General features: G+C 71.6%; 18 protein-coding genes. 1 reads left to right on the forward strand and 17 read right to left on the reverse strand.

Annotated features, from left to right (window positions below; all coding sequences use genetic code 11):
- The first annotated feature begins 43 nt into the window (after window positions 1-43).
- Entirely contained in the window at window positions 44-238 is a 195-nt protein-coding gene (locus tag IF04_RS0109910; RefSeq protein ID WP_030253641.1) for a hypothetical protein, read from the forward strand.
- 11 nt (window positions 239-249) lie between these two features.
- Here the strand turns inward: IF04_RS0109910 and IF04_RS0109915 are convergent, their stop codons facing one another.
- The 17 genes from IF04_RS0109915 to IF04_RS0109995 all read right to left on the reverse strand — a co-directional run bounded on the left by IF04_RS0109915 (window position 250) and on the right by IF04_RS0109995 (window position 21,373).
- Window positions 250-1,512 carry a phosphodiester glycosidase family protein gene (locus IF04_RS0109915; RefSeq protein ID WP_425428377.1) on the reverse strand — a complete coding sequence of 421 codons (1,263 nt, stop codon included), beginning with the start codon at window positions 1,510-1,512 and terminating at the stop codon, window positions 250-252.
- Between the two features lie 164 nt (window positions 1,513-1,676).
- Complete coding sequence (locus IF04_RS0109920) at window positions 1,677-2,288, reverse strand: N-acetylmuramoyl-L-alanine amidase (RefSeq protein ID WP_030253646.1); 612 nt, start codon at window positions 2,286-2,288, stop codon at window positions 1,677-1,679.
- Window positions 2,289-2,632: 344 nt separating this feature from the next.
- Window positions 2,633-4,048 (reverse strand): family 2B encapsulin nanocompartment shell protein, encoded by a 1,416-nt coding sequence (locus tag IF04_RS0109925; protein ID WP_030253649.1) that lies wholly within the window; start codon window positions 4,046-4,048, stop codon window positions 2,633-2,635.
- Window positions 4,049-4,193: 145 nt separating this feature from the next.
- Window positions 4,194-5,612, reverse strand: coding sequence for a family 2B encapsulin nanocompartment shell protein (locus IF04_RS0109930; RefSeq protein ID WP_051830989.1), 1,419 nt, complete (start codon window positions 5,610-5,612; stop codon window positions 4,194-4,196).
- A gap of 226 nt (window positions 5,613-5,838) precedes the next feature.
- Window positions 5,839-7,269, reverse strand: coding sequence for a xylulokinase (xylB, locus tag IF04_RS0109935; RefSeq protein ID WP_030253653.1), 1,431 nt, complete (start codon window positions 7,267-7,269; stop codon window positions 5,839-5,841).
- A 55-nt stretch (window positions 7,270-7,324) separates the two neighbouring features.
- Window positions 7,325-8,290 carry an acetylxylan esterase gene (locus IF04_RS0109940; protein WP_030253656.1) on the reverse strand — a complete coding sequence of 322 codons (966 nt, stop codon included), beginning with the start codon at window positions 8,288-8,290 and terminating at the stop codon, window positions 7,325-7,327.
- A 90-nt stretch (window positions 8,291-8,380) separates the two neighbouring features.
- Window positions 8,381-9,205, reverse strand: a complete 825-nt coding sequence (locus IF04_RS0109945) for an amino acid ABC transporter ATP-binding protein (protein ID WP_030253658.1) — start codon at window positions 9,203-9,205, stop codon at window positions 8,381-8,383.
- Window positions 9,206-9,210: 5 nt separating this feature from the next.
- Window positions 9,211-9,996: an amino acid ABC transporter permease gene (locus IF04_RS0109950; RefSeq protein WP_030253660.1), complete on the reverse strand. Its 786-nt coding sequence runs from the start codon at window positions 9,994-9,996 to the stop codon at window positions 9,211-9,213.
- Between the two features lie 34 nt (window positions 9,997-10,030).
- Complete coding sequence (locus IF04_RS0109955) at window positions 10,031-10,828, reverse strand: basic amino acid ABC transporter substrate-binding protein (RefSeq protein ID WP_030253663.1); 798 nt, start codon at window positions 10,826-10,828, stop codon at window positions 10,031-10,033.
- Window positions 10,829-11,014: 186 nt separating this feature from the next.
- A complete protein-coding gene (mmuM, locus tag IF04_RS0109960; protein ID WP_030253666.1) occupies window positions 11,015-11,935 on the reverse strand; it encodes a homocysteine S-methyltransferase in 921 nt (306 codons plus the stop codon).
- A 13-nt stretch (window positions 11,936-11,948) separates the two neighbouring features.
- Complete coding sequence (locus IF04_RS0109965; protein WP_245654349.1) at window positions 11,949-14,870, reverse strand: glycoside hydrolase family 2 TIM barrel-domain containing protein; 2,922 nt, start codon at window positions 14,868-14,870, stop codon at window positions 11,949-11,951.
- A gap of 92 nt (window positions 14,871-14,962) precedes the next feature.
- Entirely contained in the window at window positions 14,963-16,156 is a 1,194-nt protein-coding gene (locus tag IF04_RS0109970; RefSeq protein WP_030253670.1) for an SfnB family sulfur acquisition oxidoreductase, read from the reverse strand.
- Window positions 16,153-16,704, reverse strand: a complete 552-nt coding sequence (ssuE, locus tag IF04_RS0109975; protein ID WP_030253673.1) for an NADPH-dependent FMN reductase — start codon at window positions 16,702-16,704, stop codon at window positions 16,153-16,155. Before ssuE ends, IF04_RS0109970 begins: the two co-directional genes overlap by 4 nt.
- 110 nt (window positions 16,705-16,814) lie before the next feature.
- Window positions 16,815-18,053, reverse strand: a complete 1,239-nt coding sequence (locus IF04_RS0109980) for an acyl-CoA dehydrogenase family protein (protein ID WP_030253675.1) — start codon at window positions 18,051-18,053, stop codon at window positions 16,815-16,817.
- Window positions 18,050-19,189 (reverse strand): dimethylsulfone monooxygenase SfnG, encoded by a 1,140-nt coding sequence (gene sfnG / locus IF04_RS0109985; protein ID WP_030253677.1) that lies wholly within the window; start codon window positions 19,187-19,189, stop codon window positions 18,050-18,052. Before sfnG ends, IF04_RS0109980 begins: the two co-directional genes overlap by 4 nt.
- 201 nt (window positions 19,190-19,390) lie before the next feature.
- Entirely contained in the window at window positions 19,391-19,630 is a 240-nt protein-coding gene (locus IF04_RS40355; protein WP_425428378.1) for a putative leader peptide, read from the reverse strand.
- A gap of 417 nt (window positions 19,631-20,047) precedes the next feature.
- Window positions 20,048-21,373, reverse strand: coding sequence for an SWIM zinc finger family protein (locus tag IF04_RS0109995; RefSeq protein WP_037958992.1), 1,326 nt, complete (start codon window positions 21,371-21,373; stop codon window positions 20,048-20,050).
- Between the last annotated feature and the right edge of the window lie 4 nt (window positions 21,374-21,377).

Below are 21,377 nucleotides of genomic sequence, written 5' to 3' on the forward strand. Positions count from 1 at the left end.
GGCGCCGTTGATGGCCCGTTCGGGCCACCGAGGGAGGTTCGCCATGGCTATTTCGATCTCAGTCGTCCTGCTGCTCGTCGTGCTGGCCGTCGTCTTTATGCGCAGCGGACAGCTGAAGCTCTCGCACGCCCTCGTGTGCGTGCTCCTCGGCTTCTTCCTCGCCGGCAGCAGCCTCGCCCCCGACATCAGCAACGGCCTCTCCGGCGCCGCCGACCTGGTCAGCAGCGTGCGGCCCTGAATGAGGTCCCCTCAGAGCCGCTGCGCGAAGACCCCGATCCCGTTCGGTACCGGTCGCTCCGCGCCGCCCGAAGGGTGGTTGCGCACGGTCGCCGCGCCGCTCCCCGGCTCGCGCAGGACCAGCGTCGAGGACCCGCCGCCGTCCAGGTTCACCGCGTCCCGGGCGCCGATCCGCGTCATCAGCCCGGCCAGTTCGCCGATCGTCAGCCCGGCGTTCCCCTTCTTGCCGTCCAGCGCGAGCAGGTACAGCACCCGGCCGTCCCCGCCGACGCCCGCCGCGGTACGGACCGCTGACGCGACGGTGTCCAGGCCCGGCAGCGGCGCCCCGTCCCGCAGGACCGGGAAGCCGCCCACCGCGAACCGCGCGGGGCCCGGCCGCTGCCCCACCAGCCGGTCCGTGACACGCACCCGCTCGCCCACCGACAGCTTGCGCAGCTGCCGCGCGCCCTCCTCGCGCCCGACCAGTACCGTCGAGCCCTCGGGCACGCCGCCGCGCCCCGGTACGTCCGCGATCTTCTCGACCCGGCCGCCGCGCACCGTGACCTCGGTGGTGTCCTTGCTGCACGGCGCCGCACGGTCGGTGTCCGTGCCACAGGTGGCGCGCACCCGTGAAGTGGTGCCCCACTCCGGGGTGTACGCGCCGATGCCGTCCACCGGCAGCGCGTACAGGTTCAGCCCCCGCAGCGGTAGCCGGCCGTCCGGCGTGGCCACCGAGCCGCGCAGCGACAGCCGGTCCAGCCGGGCCCGCCGGTCCGGGCCCACCGCGAGGACGTCCTCGGCCGTCGTGCCGGGCGGTAAGGCGGGCCCGAACCGCTGCCCGTCCGGCACCGCCGACTTCAGCGGCCGCCCGGCAGCGATCGCGGGCCCGCTGGACGCGCCCGTCGGCTCGACACCCGGGTGCTGACCCTCCGTTATGTTGAAGAAGTCGCCGTTGACGCCGGCCACCGCGTCCTGCGTGCCGGCCATCTCGGACACCGCCTTCCGGGCGCCGACCGCGCCCGCGTACAGCAGGTCGACCGAGACGTCCGGTCTCGCCAGGTCCACCGTCAGCAGATGACCGCGTGCGATGCCGCGCGCCACCGCCATCGAGAACTGGGTGTACGTCACCCCGGACGCCGCCGGGGCCGCCCGGCCCGTACGCAGCACGTCCGCCGAGACGGCGGCGCTTCCGCCGCCCGCCGCGCCTCCGCCGGCCAGTGCACCGGCCGCCAGCAGAACCGTCAGTGCCGCGCGGACACGACCGAATCGCTGCCTCACGATCACCCCAGCTGTCACGCCGACTGTTCCTTGGCCAATGAATCCTTGGGCCAACGAAGTACACCACTGGCGGGGCGCGCACCCGCGCAGAAGCGCCGTGGCACCGGGATGCGCCGCTCCGGTGGCGGCCGCCGTTCCGGGGAGGCATCGCCCGGGCGGTGGCCGCCAGAAACGTCAGGACGTCAGGAGGCGGCCTTCACCAGCGACATGTAGCGCGGCCAGTCCCAGAAACGGCCCGGGTCCGTGTGGTCGGACCCGGGCACCTCAACGTGTCCGATGATGTGCTTACGGTCTCTCGGTATGCCGTACCGCGCGCAGATTGCGGCTGTGAGCTGCGCGGACTGCTCGTACATGACGTCCGTGAACCACTTGGGCTGGTCCACCCAGCCCTCGTGCTCGATGCCGATGCTGCGGGTGTTGTAGTTCCAGTTGCCCGCGTGCCAGGCGACGTCGTCCTCGCGGACGAACTGGCCGATGTACCCGTCGGCCGAGCGCACACAGTAGTGCGCGGAGACCTGCCTCTTCGGGTTCTGGAAGATCTTGACCGTGTCGGCGTACGTCTCCTGCGTGACATGGATGATCACCATGTCGATGCCGTACTGTGCCGGGCGGTTCGCCGCGGTGTAGTTGGCGGGAGCGGCCGGGGTCCAGTGGACGTCCGGGTAGGCGGCGGCGCGGGAGCGGTGGGGGGCGGCCTGCGCCAGGCCGGAGCCGAGGGGGATGAGGGCGGCGGCCGCCGCCGCGGCGCCGGTCAGCAGGCGGCGCCGGGACGGCTGGGGGATGTCGTGCTGCATGCGATCTCCTGCCGGTGTTCATGGGGGGAGGGGGACGCTCGCGAACCTGCCACGGCCCGCGGGCCGTGGCACGAGGACATACGCATGCGGTCCCTCATCGTCCGGAACCGCACGGCCTCTGCCCACGTTCTGCCCGGTCCGCTCACGGCTCGACCAAGAACGGCGGAAAATCTTCCGGCCGGTACTCCCGCCCCACTCACCGCAGTTGCCCCGTTCACCGCAGTTGTGCGGCCCGCTCCCGCACGGACACGGCGATGGCCGCCGCAGCAGCCATCGCCGTCACGCTCTGGACGCGGGGACCGGTCCCTGCGGCGAACCCCCTTCCGCAGGGACCGGCGGGCCCCTCAGTGCCCGATCTCGACGTCCTCCAGGACGCCCAGCGCGTCCGGCACCAGCACGGCGGCCGAGAAGTACGCGCTGACCAGGTACTTGATGATCGCCTGCTCATTGATGCCCATGAAGCGCACCGACAGGCCGGGCTGGTACTCGTCCGGGATGCCCGTCTGGTGCAGGCCCACCACGCCCTGGTTGTCCTGGCCCAGACGCATGGCGATGATCGAGCTGGTCTGGTCGGGGTTGATCGGGATCTTGTTGCAGGGCAGCAGCGGAATGCCGCGCCAGGCGCGGACCTCCTGGCCGCCGAACTCCACGCCCGTGGGGTAGATGCCACGGGCGTTCCACTCCCGGCCGATGGCCGCGATGGTGCGCGGGTGCGCCAGCAGGACCTGGGTCTTGCGGCGGCGCGAGATCAGCTCGTCCAGGTCGTCCGGGGTGGGCGGGCCGGAACGGGTGTGGATGCGCTGCTTGAGATCGGCGTTGTGCAGCAGGCCGAACTCCTTGTTGTTGACCATCTCGTGCTCTTGCCGCTCGCGCAGCGCCTCGACCGTCAGCCGCAGCTGCTGGTCCAGCTGGTTCATCGGGTCGTTGTAGAGGTCGGCGACCCGGCTGTGGATCTTCAGTACGGTCTGCGCGACGCTCAGTTCGTACTCCCGCGGCGCCAGCTCGTAGTCCACGTACGTGCCCGGCAGCTGCGGCTCGCCGACGTGGCCGGACGCCACCTCGATGGCGGCCTCGCCGTGCTTGTTCTGCGCGGGGACCAGCGCGGCACGGAACTGCTCGATGTGGCTGCGCAGCGCCTCGGACCGGCCGGCCACCTCTTCGTAGGCGGAGCGGGGCAGCACCAGCGCTGTGCCCCGGGTGACGGCGCGGACGGTGTGCTCCCAGGTGCCCTCCCCGGAGAGCAGCGCCGTGGCACCCGTGTGGTCGCCGTCGGCGAGCACCCCGAGGACGGTGTCGTCGCCGTACTTGCCCTCGCCCACGCGCTCCAGCTTGCCGTGCGCGATCAGCACCACCTGGTCCGTGGGCGTGCCGCGCTCGATGAGCACGTCACCGGGGGCGAAGTCGCGCTGCTCGAAACGGCCGGCCAGCCCCTCCAGCGCCGCCTGGTCGGTCAGCCCGCGCAGCGGCGCCAGTTCGCGCAGCTCGACGGGGATGACGCGGACCTCGCTGCCGGTGCTGGTGAACTCCACCCGGCCGTCGCCGAGGGTGTGGGTGAGCCGGCGGTTCACCCGGTACGTGCCGCCGGAGACCTCCGTCCAGGGCAGGACGCGCAGCAGCCAGCGGGAGGAGATCCCCTGCATCTGCGGCACGGTCTTCGTGGTGGTTGCCAGATTCCGTGCCGCCGCCGTGGCGAGGCTCGACCGGGCCTGGTCGTTCGCGGAGTCGCCGAGGCCGGACGTCGGGTCGAGCGAAGTGGTCATGGAGATGCTCACCTATTCCTGTGCCGGTGTGAAACGTGCGGCCGAAGGCCCGACCGACGGGGTCGGGCACTATTCGGCGCGGTCCCTTGGTGATGTGCGTCACGCCGCGGCTTGAATTGTCGCGGGCATGGCTTGAATTCGGGGTTCAGTGGCCGATTGCCACGTCGTCGAGAATTCCGAGTGCGTCCGGGACCAGGACGGCCGCGGAGTAGTAGGCGCTCACGAGGTAGTTCAGGACGGCCTTGTCGTCGACGCCCATGAATCGGACGGACAGGCCTGGCTGGTATTCATCGGGAATTCCGGTCTGGTGCAGCCCGACGACGCCCTGGCGTTCCTCGCCGGTGCGCATCACGAGGAACGAGCTGGTGCCCTCCTTGCTGACCGGGATCTTGCCGGAGGGGAAGATGGGCACGCCGCGCCAGGACGGCAGGGAGTGTCCGTTGAAGTCCACGGCCGTCGGATACAGGCCACGCTTGCTGCACTCCCGCCCGAAAGCCGCGATGGCCTTCGGATGGGCCAGCAGGAAGGACGGCTCCTTCCATACGGTGGAGAGCAGTGCGTCCATGTCGTCGGGGGTGGGCGGGCCGCTGCGGGTGGGGATGCGCTGGCGCGGGTCGGCGTTGTGCAGCAGGCCGAACTCGCGGTTGTTGATCATCTCGTGCTCTTGCCGCTCGCGCAGCGCCTCGATGGTCAGCCGCAGCTGCTCCTCGACCTGGTTCATCGGGTCGTTGTAAAGGTCGCCGACGCGGGTGTGGGTGCGCAGTACGGTCTGCGCGACGCTCAGTTCGTACTCCCGGGGCGTCAGCTCGTAGTCCACGAACGTGCTGCCGAGGGCCGGCTCGCCGTGGTGTCCGGAGGCGATCTCTATGGCCGCCTCGCCGCTCTCGTTGTGCGGTGCCGGGGTGCCGGACCGCGCCGCCTCCAGATGGGCACGCAACGCTTCCGAGCGGCCCGTGATCTCACCGATCGCGCTCACGGCGAGCGTCAGTACCGTGACCCGGGTCACGGCGCGGTAGGTGAACTCCCAGGTCGCGTCCGGCGTGGTCAGCGCCTTGTCGCCGAGGTGGTCGCCGCCGGCCAGCGCGCCGAGCGTGGTCTCGTCGCCGTACTTGCCCGTGCCGATCCGGTCCACCCTGCCGTGCCCGATCAGCACGACGCGGTCGGCCTGCGCGCCCGCCTCGGCGATCACCTCGCCCGCCGCGTACTCCTGGGTTTCGAAGCGCTCGGCGAGCGCGCTGAGGACCTCCGTGTCGGTGAAGTCCCGCAGCGCGGGCAGTTCGCGCAGCTCGTCGGGGATGACGCGCAGCTCGGCGCCGTCCGCGGCGAAGTCGATGTGACCGTCGCCGACGCTGTACGTCAGGCGGCGGTTCACCCGGTACGTGCCGCCGGACACCTGCACCCAGGGCAGCAGGCGCAGCAGCCACCGGGAGGTGATGTTCTGCATCTGCGGCTGCGTCTTGGTGGTGGTCGCAAGATTGCGCGCCGCAGTCGTGGCCAGACTGGTCAGGTTCGAATTTTGGCTTTCGCCTCCGGTGTCGGAGAGAGTTTCTTCCGGAACCGTCACAGCTGCCCCACCCATCTCTGGAAGAAGTTGAAATCGGCCTATCCGCCGAACAGAGAAGGTAGTCGCACTGATTTTATCCGCACAATCCCTCAAATGAGTGGCGTAGAAAGGGAATTGAGTGGATAGGCTCAGCGGAACAGCTATCTCTCGGGCGCAGGGAACGCACGGTCCGGATGAATGCCGCGCGGAGCGCACGACGGCGCGTCCGGCGCCCTCCAGGGGAGCCTCAAGCTCCGAAGAGCGGGCCCGCCGCCGTGAGCGTCCCGGTCAGCCGCTCCCACGCCGCAGCGTCCCGCTCCACCGCCTCGTAACGCTCGCCCCGGTCCGTACCCCAGCGCCGCGCCACCGCCGCCGGGTCCTCGCCCAGCAGCAGCCCCGCCGCCTGCGCCGCGGCGCCCAGCGCCACCAGTTCCCCTTCCCGCGGCACGATGACGGCCCGCCCGGACAGCCGCCGTACGGTGTCCCGCCAGGCCCGCCCGCGCGCCCCGCCGCCGATCAGCAGCAGCGGCTCGTCCGCCGCCGTCTCCGGCCCCGCCACGAGGTCCAGCGCCCGCAACAGCGCGAACACCGCGCCGTCATAGGCGGCCTGCAGCACCTGCCCGCCCGTGGTGTCGTGCCGCAGCCCGTGGAGCAGGCCCGTGGCACCGGGGAGGTTCGGCGTGCGCTCGCCGTCCAGGAACGGCAGCACCACCGCCGAGCCGCCCGGCTCCACCGCCTCCCGGTCCCGGCCGAGCAGCGCCGCCATCCGGTCCACCGCGAGCGTGCAGTTCAGGGTGCAGGCCAGCGGCAGCCAGTCGCCGCGCGCGTCCGCGAAACCCGCGACCGTGCCCGTGGGGTCGGCCGGGCGCCGGGTGGTCACCGCGTACACCGTCCCCGAGGTGCCGAGGCTGATGACCGGGCGCCCCGGGCGCAGACCCAGCCCCAGGGCCGCTGCCATGTTGTCCCCCGTACCGGCCGCGACCAGCGCCCCATGGGGCAGCGGCAGCCCTTCGGGGCGCACGGTCCCGGCCGCCTCTCCGGGGCGCGCCACCCGCGGCAGCATCTCCGTACGCAGCCCCACGTGCCCGAGGACCTCCGCGTCGTAGGACTCCGTGGCCGAGGACCACCAGCCCGTCCCCGAGGCGTCGCCCCGGTCGGTGACGGCCTCGCCCGTCAGCCGCTCGGTCACGTAGTCGTGCGGCAGCCGCACCGCTGCGGTCGCCCGTGCCGCCGCCGGCTCCTGGGCCCGCAGCCACGCCCACTTGGCCACCGTGAACGACGGCCCGGGCAGACTGCCCGCCCGCTCGGCCCACGCCTCGGGGCCGCCCAGCTCCTCGATGAGGCGGCGGCTCTGCGGTGCGGACCGTACGTCGTTCCACAGCAGCGCAGGGCGCACCGGACGCCCTGCCGCGTCCAGGGTGACCAGACCGTGCTGCTGGCCCGCCACGGAGACCGCGGACGCCTGCAGGACGGCGTCACCACAGGCCGCCAGCGCCCGCTCCAGCGCCTCCCACCACTCCTCGGGGTCGCTCTCCTTGCCGGGCCCGGCGGAGACGGTGTGCGGCGCCTGGCCGCGTGCCGCCACCTCTCCGGTTGCCGCGTCCACGACCAACACCTTCGTGGACTGCGTGGAACTGTCCACGCCGACCACGAGCGGCCCCGCTCCCCACGCGCCCATCACCACTCCTCACTCATGTGCCCGGCATTCAAGCAGGCGTCCGGCTGACACACCGTCACGCGAAAAGTTCACGCACGAACATGACCTCGTCCGCCTGATGGTGCACCCCGCCACCCTCGTGACCGTTGAACCGCCACACCCGTAGGTCCTTCGGTCCCGCGTAGTGGTGGTACGCGGCGAAGCCGGTGGAGGCCGGCGTGATGGTGTCCGCCAGGCCCGTACCGAAGAGGGCGGGGGCCTCGGCGCGGGCGGCGAAGGTCAGCCCGTCGAAGTGGTCCAGGGTGTCCAGCGCGGCATCGATGTGCAGCCGCTCCCCGGCGAAGTAGGCGGCGAGCTCGGTGTACGGGCCGGCCTCGGCCACCTCGACGGCGCGCCGGATGTGCGCCATGAACGGCACCCGGATGAGCGCGGCCGCGAGCCCCGGCACCAGTCCCGCCACCGCCAGCGCCTGCGCACCGCCCTGGCTGTTGCCCTCCACGACGATGCGGTCCGGGTCCACCCCGGCGTGCTCACGGGCGGCCTCCACGGCCCGTACGGCGTCCGTGTAGAGCCGGCGGAAGTAGAACTCGTCGGGGTCCAGGACGCCGCGCGTCATCATGCCGCCGACGGACGGGTTGGCGGAGCCGACCGGGTCGGGGGTGTCACCGGGCCTGTTGGGCCCGGTCTGGCCGCGCGGGTCCATCACGAATGTGGCGTACCCGGCGGCCGGCCAGAGCAGCCAGTCGTGCGGCAGGCTGCGCCCGCCCCCGTAGCCGAGGTACCGCACGACGCACGGCAGCGGCCGCCCCGCGCCGCGCGGCAGCAGGAACCAGCCGCGGATACGGTGCCCGCCGAAGCCGGAGAACTCCACGTCGTAGGTGTCCAGCAGGTCCAGGCCCACGTCCACCGGGGTGAAGCGGGCGTCGAGCGGGCAGGCACGCGCCTCTTTGAGGGTGCGCTGCCAGAAGGCGTCGAAGCCGGCCGGCTCGGGCCGTTCGGGACGGTAGGTGCGCAGGTCTTCGAGGGGCATGTCGACGAACACCGGCGGGCTCCTGAGGCTCGGGGAAAACCGATCACCGCTCACCATGCCCCGTTGCGGGCCCGACGTCACCGCCCGGCCCGCACCGCGTTCTCACCGGTCGACGCGTTTGCCGCTCGGCCCCGTGTCGGGGACCTCGCCCACCTCCGCCGCCGCTGGGTCCAGTACCCGCGCCAGGAAGGTCCGGGTGCGCTCGTGCTGCGGGTCACCCACGACCCGCTCCGGGGAGCCCTCTTCGACGATCACTCCGCCGTCCATGAAGACCACCCGGTCCGCGACCTCCCGTGCGAAGCTCATCTCATGGGTGACGACGAGCATCGTCATGCCCTCGTCCGCCAGCGAGCGCATCACCGCGAGCACATCGCCCACCAGTTCGGGGTCGAGTGCGGAAGTCGGCTCATCGAAGAGCATCAGTTCCGGCTCCATGGAGAGCGCGCGTGCGATGGCGACCCGCTGCTGCTGCCCTCCGGAGAGCTGCGCCGGGTACGAGTCCTCCTTGTCGCTCAGGCCCACCCGCGCCAGGTTCGCCCGGGCGACCTTGTCGGCTCCTGTCTTGTCCCTGCGGAGCACCCGTCGCTGGGCGATTGTCAGGTTCTCCAGCGCGGTCAGGTGCGGGAAGAGGTTGAAGGACTGGAACACCATGCCGATCCGGCGCCGTACCCGGTCGATGTCCACGTCCGGGTGGGTGACCTCCGTACCGGCCACGGTGACCTTCCCCGCGGTCGGCTCCTCCAGGAGGTTCACACAGCGCAGCAGCGTCGACTTCCCCGAGCCGGACGGCCCGATGACGCACACCACCTCGCCGCGGCCGACCGAGAAGTCGATGCCCTTGAGCACCTCGAGCGCTCCGAAGGACTTGTGGAGGCCGGAGACCTCGATGGCCCGGGAGTACGGGGCCGATACCTTGTCCGTTGCCATGCGGGTCACCTGGCCTTCGCCGTTCGGGCCTCGAGCCGCCGGACGAGGTGCCCGAGCGGGAGGGTGATCACGAGGTAGAGCAGGCCCGCGACCAGGATCGGTGTCAGGCTCTTGTACTCGTTGAGCGCGTCCCGGCCGAAGTTGGCCAGCTCGTACTGGCCGAGCGAGAGCCCCAGCAGGTACACCAGCGAGGAGTCCTTGGTCAGCAGGATCAGCTCGTTGGTCAGCGGCGGCAGGACGATGCGGAACGCCTGTGGGATGACGATGGAGACCATCGCCCGACCGTGCGACATGCCCAGCGAACGCGCCGCCTCCGTCTGCCCCTTGGGCACCGCCAGGATGCCCGCCCTGATGGTCTCCGCCATGTAGGCGGCGCCGACGAGGCCCAGGGAGAGCATCACGGTGACGTACTGGTCCAGCGCCACTTCGAAGGCGAGCGGCACACCGAAGCCGAGCGCGATGAAGACCAGAAGGGCGGGCACACCGCGGAAGAACTCGATGTACGTGACGGCGATCCAGCGGTACGGGGGCACGGACGAGAGCCGCATCAGCGCCAGGATCAGCCCGAGTACCAGCCCGAACCCGAAGCCGAGCAGCGTGTAGAGGACCGTGTTGACCAGTGCGGTGGCGAGGATGCCGGGGAACAGTTCGCGTGCGATGCCGACATCGAAGAACGCCCGCCGCAGCTGCCCCCAGTCGGCGACCAGCGCGACGACGGCCACGATGGCGGCCAGCAGGGCGTACTGCGACCCACGGATCACCCGGGTCCGTTGCCGTTTGGACAGCGACATACGTGCAGAGCTCCTCAGGGGTGGACGGCGCGGGTCAGCTCTGCGGCGTGGTGCCGAACCACTTCTTGTAGATCCTGTCGTAGCTGCCGTCGGCCTTGGCCTTCTTCAGAGAGGCGTTGATCTGCTTGCGCAGCGCGTCGTTGCCCTTGGCCACGCCGATGCCGTACTGCTCCCCCGTGTCGAACTCCGCGGTGACCTCGGTGTCGGGGTTGGACTTGACGTAGTCGAGCAGCACACCGTTGTCGTTGATGCCGGCGTCCACCTTGCCGGTCTTCACGGCGGTCAGCAGCAGACCGAGGTCCTCGTACTCCACGAGGTCGACGTCCTTGCCCGCGTGCTTCTTGGCGTGGATGCCGCCGGTGGTGGCCTTCTGGTAGCCGAGCTTGCGGCCCTTGAGGTCCTCGACCTTCTTGTAGGGCTTGCCCTTCTTCGTGATCAGCGCCTGAGTGGCGTTGAAGTACGGGTCGGAGAAGTCCATGACCTTCTTGCGCTCCGGCGTGATGGTCATGCCCGCGGCGGCCAGGTCGCACTTGCGAATATTGAAGTCCTGGCCCGTCTCGATGCCTTCGAAGGGCGTGTTGACGATCTCCTGCTGGACCTTCAGGTCCTTGGCGATCAGGTCGACGAGGTCCACGTCGAATCCAACGATTTTGTCGCCCTTCTTCACCTGGAAGGGCGGATACGGCAGGTGCGTGCAGGTCTTGAGCGTCCCCTTGGACACCAGCTGCAATCCGGAACCCTGCTTCCCCTCGGACTTCGTGCTGGTGCAGCCGGCCGCCAGGGCGACGGCCGCGACGACGGCTATGACAGGCAGCGACGAGCGAGCTGACACCGGTCCTCCAGGGGAATTTTGAAGATCAACAGTGACCTGCCGACGGCGAGTTGGGCTGAATCCTGCCACCGGCCGTGTCCGCTGTCTCCGCCGTGGGGGTTGCGTCTGCATAACGACCTTGATCCGTCACACGCACGAAACGGCCCCGCCACGTACGGGCGGGGCCGCAGCACATCAGAGGGGGCGTCAGGGCGAGACGAGACCGGCGAGGGCGGAGACGGAGTCGGGGCCCACGCGGCAGCAGCCACCGATGAGGCGTGCGCCGTGCGCCGTCCACGCCGTCACGCGCTCCGGAGTGAACGTCGCCCGCCCGCGCCATGCACGCGCCTGTGCGTCCCACTCCTCACCGCTGTTCGGATAGACCACCACCGGCTTGCCGGTCACCCGCGCCGCCAGCTCCACCGCCGCGTCCGCGTCCTCCGGTACACAGCAGTTGACCCCGACGGCCACGATCTCCTCCGCCTCGGCGGCGAGCGCGAACGCCTCCGCGAGCGGCTGCCCGGCCCGTGTCCGGCCGCCCTCGATGCTGTACGACAGCCACGCCGGCACTCCGAGGCCGCGCACCGCGCGCACCAGGGCCTGCCCCTCGTCGGCGTCCGGCACCGTCTCCAGCGCGAACACATCGGGTTCCGCCGCGGCCAGCACCTCCAGCCGCGGCCGGTGGAACCGCTCCAGCTCGGCGACGCTCAGGCCGTAGCGGCCGCGGTACTCGGAGCCGTCCGCGAGCATCGCGCCGTACGGGCCGGCGGAGGCAGCGACGTACAGCGGCCCCGGCACGCCGCCCTTCATGGCGAGCCCGGCGGCCTCACGGGCCAGCTCCACGCTGCGCCGCAGTAGCCCGGCCGCCTCCTCCCGGCCGACGCCGCGGTGCGCGAAGCCCTCGAAGGTGGCCTGGTAGCTGGACGTGATGGCGACCTGGGCGCCCGCTTCGTAGTACGCACGGTGCGCGGCGGTGATCGCGTCCGGCTGCTCGGCAAGCAGCCGGGCCGACCACAGCTCGTCGCTGAGGTCGTGCCCGGCCGACTCCAGCTGGTTGGACAGGCCGCCGTCGAGTACGACAGGGCCGCGGGCCAGGGCTTCCGCGAACGAGGGGGAAGAAGTGCTCATGCCCTGAAGCCTGTCATTCCAGCAGCCGGAAGGTGAAAGCGAACGCTGCGGGAGCGGCGTCGAGGCGGTACTGCGGGAGCACGCCCGGGCCGCACGACCCGCTGCCGATCCCATGCTGTGCGTGATCCAGGTTCAGCCACACCCGGCCACCGGCCACCAGGTCCGGCGTGTGCCGGGCGGCGTCCAGCTCCTCGGAGGTCCAGCGCCGCGCGGTGAAGAAGTAGTGCGGGTCTCCCTCGATACGCAGCCCCGTCCCGTCCGGACGGGTCAGCTCCGCCCACCTCACACCGATCCGCGCGCCGTTCTCCTGCGGCCGTACGTACGGGGTCTGGAGCGCGTCGACGGGCAGCGACCAGCGGCCCACGCGGGCCGCTGCGGACGTGTCCGGATACGCCTCACCCGGACCGCCACCGAACCATCGAACGGCGCTCAGATCGCCGTCCAGCCCCATCCGCACCCCCAACCGCGGCAGCGGCACCGGCCAGTCGCCCTCGGGCGTCACCGCCACCTCCAGCCGCAGCGCCGCCCCGTCCGAGGTCCAGCGGTGCACCACGGCGAAGCCCAGACTCGTGGCGGCCGGCGCCACCCTGGTGCGGACGACCAGCGCGTCCCCCTCCGTCGTCACCGCGTCCGTGCGGTGCCGCATCCGGTGCAGGCCGATGCGTCGCCACTCGGGCCCGCAGCGCTGCCCGGGCTGCCAGGGCGCGCCCTCGTCGTTGTCCGTGGGCGCCCGCCAGACGTCCAACCTGGGGCCGGTCACGGGGGAGTCGCCGAGGCGGCTCAGGACCCCGGTCGTGGCGTCGAAGAAACCCGGACCGAGAGCGAGGGTCCGGTCCGCGCCCCGCCGCGGAGCCGCGCTCGGCGTCCACGGTCGCGGCACCGGAAGCGGCGCGGCCGGCAGCTGTCCCCACGCGACCTCGTGCCCGGCCTCGGCCCATACGGCGTCCTCGGCCAGCACCGCCCGTACGGTCCACAGCGCCTCGCCGTCCCGTGGGGCGTCCTCGGGCGGCGCGGGCAGCTTCACCTCGGCGCTCTCACCGGGCAGCAGCGGCGGCACCGCGAGCGTCCCCTCCGCGACCGGCCGGCCCTCCACCTCGTAAGTCCAGGGGAAGGCGAGCGCGGACAGGTCGGCGAAGTCCTGCAGATTGGTGACACGCACCGCCCCGGGGGCGCCGTCCGGACCGGCCGCCTCGAAGCGGACCGGCTCGATGACCTTCTTGTACTCGATCAGCCCGGGGGAGGGCACGCGCTCCGGGAAGACCAGCCCGTCGCACACGAAGTTGCCGTCGTGCAGCTCCTCACCGAAGTCCCCGCCGTACGCGTGGTACCGGACGCCGTCCGCGGTGTACTGCCGCAGCCCGTGGTCGATCCACTCCCACACGAAGCCACCCTGGCAGCGCTCATAGGTCTCGAACAGCCGCTGGTAGTCGCTCAGCCCGCCGGGGCCGTTCCCCATGGCGTGCGCGTACTCGCAGAGCACGAAGGGCAGGCGGCGGCGCCGGGCATCCAGAGTGGCGTCGGGAAGCGGCTCCTCCGTACGCCGCCCGATCCGTTCGACCTCGGCGTGGTCCGCGTACATCCGGGAGTAGACATCGGTGTCGGCGCAGCTCGGGTCGCCCTCGTAGTGCAGCGGCCGGGAGGGGTCGCGCTCCCGCATCCACGCGGCCATCGCGGACAGCCCGCGCCCGGTGCCGCACTCGTTGCCGAGGGACCACATGATGACGGACGGGTGGTTCTTGTCGCGCTCGACCATCCGGCGGGCCCGGTCCAGCAGCGCCGGCGTCCAGCGCTCGTCGTCGACGGGATTGCCCCGCCAGCCCTGCTGTGCGAAGCCGTGCGTCTCCAGATCGCACTCGTCGACCACCCACAGCCCCAGCTCGTCGCAGAGCGCCAGGAAGGCCGGGTCGGGCGGATAGTGGCTGGTGCGCACGGCGTTGATGTTGTGCTGCTTCATCAGCAGCAGATCGCGCCGCATGAGGTCCGCCCCCACCGCGCGCCCGCGCGCCGGGTCGAACTCGTGCCGATTGACACCACGCAGCAGAATCGGCCGCCCGTTGACCTTCAGCAGCCCGTCCTCGACGACGACCGTGCGGAACCCGATGCGCAGCGGCACTCGCTCCCCGGAGGTGGCCAGCTCCGCGTCGTACAGTCGGGGCGTCTCCGCCGTCCACGGCTCGACCGGTACCGTCGCGCTCTCCCCGGTCGCCAGCTCCAGGCCCAGCTCCGGTACGGTCACCCGCCCCGCGGGGGCGCTGTCCACGCGCAGTGTGCCCTGCCCGGTGCGGTGGTCGTACTCGGCGTGCACGAAGGCGTCCCGCACGGCGCCCTCGGGGCGGTGCCGCAGCTCGACCTCGCGGAAGACGCCCGGCAGCCACCACTGGTCCTGGTCCTCCAGGTAGCTGCCGGACGACCACTGGTGGACGCGGACGGCCAGGACGTTGCGCCCGGGCCGCAGCAAGGGGCCCGCCTCGAACTCGTGCGGCAGCCTGCTGCCCTTGAAGTGACCCAGCTCGCTGCCGTTCAGCCACACCCGGGCGCAGGACTCGACGCCCCCGAAGTGGAGCACGGCGGAGCCCGCCGGCCAGTCGGCCGGGAGGTCGAACACGTACCGGTGGTCGCCGGTGGGATTCTCGTCCGGCACCCGGGGCGGGTCCACGGGGAACGGATACCCGGTGTTGGTGTACCCCGGGGCGCCGTGCCCCTGGAGGACCCAGTGGCCCGGCACCCGCAGCTCCTCCCACGCCGAGTCGTCGTACTCGGGGCGGGCGAACGCCTCGTCCTCGGTGGTAGCAGCCGGCGACAGCCGGAACCGCCAGGTCCCGCCGAGCGGCAGTCGCGCGGCGTCCGACCCGGGCAGCCAGGCGCCGGGCGGCAGACAGCCGCTGCCCGGCGTCACGTCTTCGTAGTACGGCACGTCTTCTTCGGAATGCGGCACGTCTTCCTCGTACGACACCATGCCGCCAGCGAAGCACGCACGCCTCCCGATTGCGACCACATCCGGCTGTTCACCGGGTGTGCCCCCGCTGTTCAGAGGAGGCCGTGGCGCGGCGGCCGGGTGCCGGTCAGGACGTACCGCCCCAGGTGCTGCACCTTCCAGCGCACGGGGTCGTGCAGCGTGTGAGTACGCGCGTCACGCCAGTGCCGGTGCAGGTTCAGGCCGTTCAGCGCCGCCCGGGTACCGGCCACTTCGAAGAGCGCACTGCCGGTCTCCACGGCGGCACGCGCAGCCTGCACCTTGGCGGCGGCCACCGCGATGGACGCCTCGGCCGCGCTGTCGTCGGTGAGGTCAGCGGCCGCGGCGTCGACCGTACGTGCCGCCTCGGCCAGCAGCGCGCCCGCAGCCCGTACGGTCAGTGCCAGCTCGCCGAACTGCTGGATCAGCAGCGGGTCCTCGGCCGCGGTCTCCAGCCCGCTCTCGAACCACGGCCGGCTCCTGGCCCGGACGAACTCCGCAGCCTCGGAGAGCGCGCCCTCGGCGATCCCGGTGTCGATGGCCGCGTGCAGCAACTGGGCGAGCGCGCCGTGCAGCTGCGGGCCCCGGAAGGTGAGGTGGTGCGGCACCACCCGGTCGCACGGGACAAGCACGGACTCCAGGCGCACCGTGCCGCTGGCCGTGGTGCGCTGCCCCATGCCGTCCCAGTCGTCCACGACCGTCACACCCGGTGCGTGGCGCGGTACGTAGGCGACGTGCAGCTCGTCGTCGGCGCCGCGGGCCAGTACCGGGATCCAGTCCGCGAACAGGGCGCCCGTGGAGTAGTGCTTGGTGCCCTCCAGGACGTACGAGCCGTCCGGCTGCGGTACGAGCCGGGTGCGGATGTCCTGGACGTGCCGGGTGCCCGCCTCCGACTGCGCGTTGCCCAGCCGCCGCCCGGCCAGCACCTCTTCGAAGAAGAACTTCTGCTGCTCCGCCGTCCCCTGGCGGCGCAGCACCGCCACGTACACGAAGTGGCTCTGCGGAATCTGCGCCAGGCTCGCGTCGGCGCTCGCCAGCAGCCGGAAGACCCCGGTGAGCGTTTCGGCCGTCACATCGGCGCCACCGTGTGCGCGCGGCACCGTGATGCCGAGCAGACCGCTGTCGGAGAGCTGGTCCAGCTCGGCGCGTGGCAGCCGGCGCTCGGCGTCCCGGTGCGCCGCGCCGGTACGGAACTCCGCCGCCAGTTCGGCCGCGACCGCCAGCGCCTCCGCGTCGTCGGCGATCACATGGGCGGCGGGGCCGGTCACGCCGCGACCCGCAGGGGCGCGCGGTCCAGCGCCGCCGCGAACTGGCCCAGCACACCGTCCAGCGCCTCGCGCGTCCCCGGTGCCACGTGGACGCCGCCGCCCTCCTGGACGGCGATGTCGCGGTCCAGGACGAACCAGCCCTGCACGATGTGCGAAGCGCCCATCGAGGACAGCACGGGCCGCAGCGCGTAGTCGATCGCGAGCACGTGCGCCGTGGACCCACCGGTGGCCAGTGGCAGCACGGTCTTCCCGGCCAGCGCGTACTGCGGCAACAGGTCGAGCAGGGACTTCAGCAGGCCGGAGTAGGCCGCCTTGTAGACGGGCGTGCCGATGACGATGCCGTCGGCCTGTTCGACGAGCCGGGTGGCCCGGACGATCGCCGGATGCCCGAAGTCGGCGCCCAACAGAGCCTCGGCAGGCAGCGTACGGACGTCCAGCGGGATCACTTCGTGTCCCTGCGCGGTGAGCGTGGCGTCCAGATGGCGCAGCAGCCGCGCCGTACGGGACGTGGGGGAGGGGCTTCCGGAGAGGGACAGCACGGTGGCCATGGAGGTTCACCTCGGGGTGTGTGGTGGTGCGAACACGTATGAGAGGAGCGGCGGGCCCGCCCGGTTCGGGCCCGCCGCGATGCGCCTACGAGTACCGGGCGGCAGGCGGCCTACGAGTACCAGGTCGGCTCCGGCAGCTCGCCCGTGAGCACGAAGCGGCCGACCTCGCGGCGCTTGTAGGCGACGGGGTCATGCAGGGTGTGGGTACGGATGTTGCGCCAGAAGCGGTCCAGGCCCTCGGCGGTCGCCGTGGACCGCGCGCCGGTCACCTCGAAGATCCGGTTCGCCACTTCCAGGGCCACGTCCGTGGCCCGCGCCTTCACGGCCGCCACCCGCACCTCGTGCTCACCGCGGTCCCGTTCGGTCACCGCATCGGGATCGGCGTGCAGCGTCCAGCCCTCCTCGGCCACCTGGTCGGCCAGCGCCTCGGCGGCCCACAGCTTCGCCGTCAGGTCCCCGTACGTGTCGATCACGTACGGCTCGTCGACGGCCCGCTCGTGGCCGCCGTGCAGCCACGAGCGGGCCTTGGTACGGGTGTAGGTCCCCGCCGTCTCCAGCGCGCCGGCCGCGATCCCCAGGTAGAAGTGCGCGAACACCAGCTGAATGGTGGGCACGTTGAGAGTGTTGTAGACACGCCGCTGGAATGTCTTGTCCACGTAGCCCGCCGCCGCGCTCCACGGGACGCGCACCCCGTCGATCGTCACACTGCCGCTCTCCGTGAGCCGCTGCCCGATGTTGTCCCAGTCGTCGTGGAAGGTCAGGCCCGCGCTGTCGGACGGCACGATGGCGAAGACATGGTCGCCCTCGGGGTTGTCGGGCCCCACGCTGCCCTCCAGGACGCCCTCCAGCACGGTGACGTCGGAGACCCGGCTCCCGGTGGAGAAGGACTTCCGCCCGGTGAACGTCAAGGTGTCGCCCTCGTCCCGTACGACGACGTCGTGGTCGCGCGGGTTGACGGCGCCCCCGAAGAACCAGCGGTTGCGGGCGGCCTCGGCCTCCACGTGCTCCCACTGCTCCCGGGTGCCGACCAGCCGGGCCGCCCAGTTCCACAGGTAGTGGTAGCCGAGCAGCTGGCCGATCGACCCGTCGGCCTTGGCGACCTCGCGCACCACCCGGTACGCGGTCGGCCAGTCCTGACCGCCCCCGCCGTGCTCGACCGGGCCCAGCAGGGTGACCAGTCCGGAGTCCTTGAGCAGTTGCACCTCGTCGTACGGGGTGGCGCCGGCCCGGTCCCGGGCGGCGGCGTCGGTCGCGAGGACGGCGGCGACCTCGGCGGCGCGGTCGACCCAGGCATCGGAGGTCGTGGGTGCGGGGCGGTGCTGCCAGTCGGTGTGCGCGGCGGTGCTCATACCAGTACTCCTTCGGAGAGGTTTTCGTCCTGGGATTCCAGTTCGCGTACGAGCGGCAGCACCCGCTCGCCGAAGTACTCGACCTCTTCCAGGTAGTGCAGGAAGCCGAGCAGGAAGAGGTCGACGCCGAGCCGCTTGTAGGCAACGATGCGCTCGGCGATCTGTTCCGGTGTCCCGATCAGCCCGGTACGGAACCCGTCGTTGTACTGCACCAGGTCCTCGAACGATGAGTCCTGCCACATGCCCTTGCCGTCGGCGGTGGAGTTGCCCGCCTGCTGGACCGCCTGGCCGAAGCCGCGAACCGCCTGAGCGTCCGCCTGAGCGACGATCTCGCGCAGCACCTCCCGGGCCTCCTTCTCGGTGTCCCGGGCGATCAGGAAGCCGTTGAGGCCGAATTTCGGCGCCGTACGGCCGGCGGCCGCGGCGGCCGCCCGGACGTCGGTGAGCTGTTCGGTGACTCCGTCGAAGTCCTTGCCGTTGCTGAAGTACCAGTCGGAGACCCGGCCGGCCATCGCGCGGGCCGCGGTGGAATTGCCGCCCTGGAAGATCTCCGGGTGCGGGCGCTCCTCGGTGTTCAGCGGCTTCGGCTTCAGCGAGAAGTCCCGGATCCGGTAGAAGTCGCCGGCCAGTTCGGCGTGGTCCTCGGTCCACACCGCCCGCAGGGCGCGGATGAACTCCTCGGCGCGCCGGTAGCGTTCGTCGTGCTCCAGCCACGGTTCGCCGAGCGCGGTGAACTCCTGCTTGAACCAGCCGCTCACCACGTTGACGGCGAACCGGCCACCGGAGAGGTGGTCGGCGGTGGCCGCGAACTTGGCGAGCACACCCGGGTGCCACAGCCCCGGATGGACGGCGGCGATGACCTTCAGGCGTTCGGTGGCGAGCAGCAGTGCCAGGCTGAACGAGGTCGACTCGTGCTGGTTCTCGGCGCCGTAACTGGCCATGTAGCGGACCTGGCTCAGCGCGTACTCGAAGCCGTTGTCCTCGGCGAGCCGGGCGAGTTTGCGGTTGTACTCGTAGCCCCAATCGGTGCGCTGCTCAATCGTGCTGGTAACCAGGCCACCACTGACATTGGGCACCCAGTAGGCGAACCGCGCCGGGCCGCCGGCGGGCTGTGGAACATGAGCGGATGCGGACATGGAAGAACTCCGGATCGCTGAAAAAGGGCAGGGGAAAATCCCGGTGGAGAGGTGCGCGAAAAATCCACGGAAAGGCTCACGGGAAATCTATGGAAAAAGAGGTCGCGGCATGCGCGAACAGGCGTGAACCGTGGGGAAGTACGGCACGCGTACGCGTGAATTACCGGACCGGTGAGTGTCCGTGGAAGGAGAAGGCGGCGCTCAGGCCGAGGGGCGACACAGGGCGCTGGAGACGCGAACGAGGTCGACGTGGCGCCGCTCCGTCAGGCGCTCCGTCAAGCGCTGGGGCAGACTCGGTCGCGGCTTCATCAACACGTCACCTCCCTGCAACATTTCTCCCGGAACAGGCTGTGAACAGCCTCCGGTTGGGCCTGCCGAGTAATTCTCGGCGACACTTCCGGTGAGTTTACCGGCAAGACGCCGCATCGGTCGATTCGGCATCCTTGAGGTGGTGACAGGTTCCCTCTTGGAGCGGCTATCCGTCAATATGCAACGGCAGATCGGCGCCGCGAGTCGGGCATACGGGAATAGCTTCCGGCTCACCCAGCGAATGGAAATCAGCCGTGCAGGTCTCCGTTACCGGGTGAGGAGGTCCGGGCCGAGCGGAGCGCGTTCACGCCACTGATCGACCATGGGGCCAGCGACAGGCCGTCGCACACGACGGGCTCCCGCGGCACCAGCGGGCTGGGCCGTACGACCGGCTGCCGGAGGAGTCCGGGCTCGGACTCGCCATGCTCCGCTCATGACGACCGATGTGGGCGGTGTCGACGCATTTTTGGGCGGAGAGCGAGCCTTGAAGAGCTGCGCCCCTCGGAGCCTGCGTGCACCGAGAGGCTCCCCTTCGGGCCCGCGTACTGCCTACCCCGTGTACGTCCCTTCCTCCGCCACGAGGGACGCGAGTGCCGCTGCCGGGTCTTCGTCCGGCGGCCCCGAAGGCAGCCAGCGGCCCTGCTCCTTCCGGTACGGCCACCAGCGGCCGTCCTGCCCCAGCCGCAGCTGCGCGTCGCCGCCGACGACCGTCCACCGGTTGCGGGTGACCCGGAACCGGGGCCGGTCCGTGTCCTCCGCCCAGGCGGCGGCCAGCCCCGCGGTGGCACGGGCCAGCGCCTCGGGGCCCGGGGCCCACTCCTCCTCCAGGACCGCGAGTCCGGCCGGGCCGCCCTGCCGCCACGCCCGTACGGCCGCCGTCAGGCCCCTGGCGTCCCGCCCTGAGGCCGCCGCGAGCCGTTCGGCGACCGGCGCGGGCGGGCCCGCCGCGGCGAACCGTACGAGGTCCTCGGCGGGCGTCGGACCGCTCGCCGGCGGGGTGTCCGCGTGCCAGGTGGACAGCGCCTCGGCGAGCAGCCTCCTGGCCCGCTCCGCGGTGTCTCCGATGAGGAACTCCAGGGCCGGTACGTCGACTCCGGGCGCGGGCGGGGTGCCGCCGCCCAGCGCGGGCGCGGCGCCCGCCTCGCTCACCGGGGGCGGAGGCGGCGGCAGCGACGGCAAGTCCTCCTGAGCCGCGAACGCCTCGGCCGCCGGCACCCCGGCATCGGCGTCCGGCACACCACGTGGCGTGGCGGTGCCCTCGTCGTCCTGATCCGGCGCGTACGCCTGTGCACGCGCCGCACTGCGCGCCTGCAGCTCGCCCAGCAGCTCTTCCTCACCGCGGCCGCGCAACAGGAGCAGCACGAACGGATCCTGGTCCAGCAGCCGCGCCATCTGATAGCAGAGCGCGGCCGTATGGGCGCAGTGGTCCCATGCCTCGCAGCCGCAGGACGGCTCCAGATCGCCGATCCCCGGGAGCAGTTCGACGCCGGCCGCCGCCGCGTCCTCGACGAGCTGCGGCGGCATGTCACGGTCCAACAGCGCCGCGATGTGCCCCGCCCGGTCGGCGACCATGTCCAGGAACCGGTCCCAGTCCGCCGCGCCCAGCTCCTGGAGCAGCACGTCCGAACGGTGCGCGGTGCGGTCGCGGTCCTGGACGACAGCGGTGATCCGCCCCGGCCTTACGGACACCGCGCCCACCGCCCCCGCACGGGCGTGCCGGCGCCCCAGCTTCAGCTGCGCGTTGTCCAGCGCCGTGTCCTCCAGTGCCTTCAGCCACGCCTGCCCCCACCATGTGCGCGCGAAGCCGCCCCCACGTGCGGGCGGCAGCGCGGCGAAGGTCCGCTCGGACCGCCCCGTGTGCTCGTCCCCGTGCATGCCG

This window comes from Streptomyces violens, from assembly GCF_000717745.1.
Taxonomy (GTDB): domain Bacteria; phylum Actinomycetota; class Actinomycetes; order Streptomycetales; family Streptomycetaceae; genus Streptomyces; species Streptomyces violens.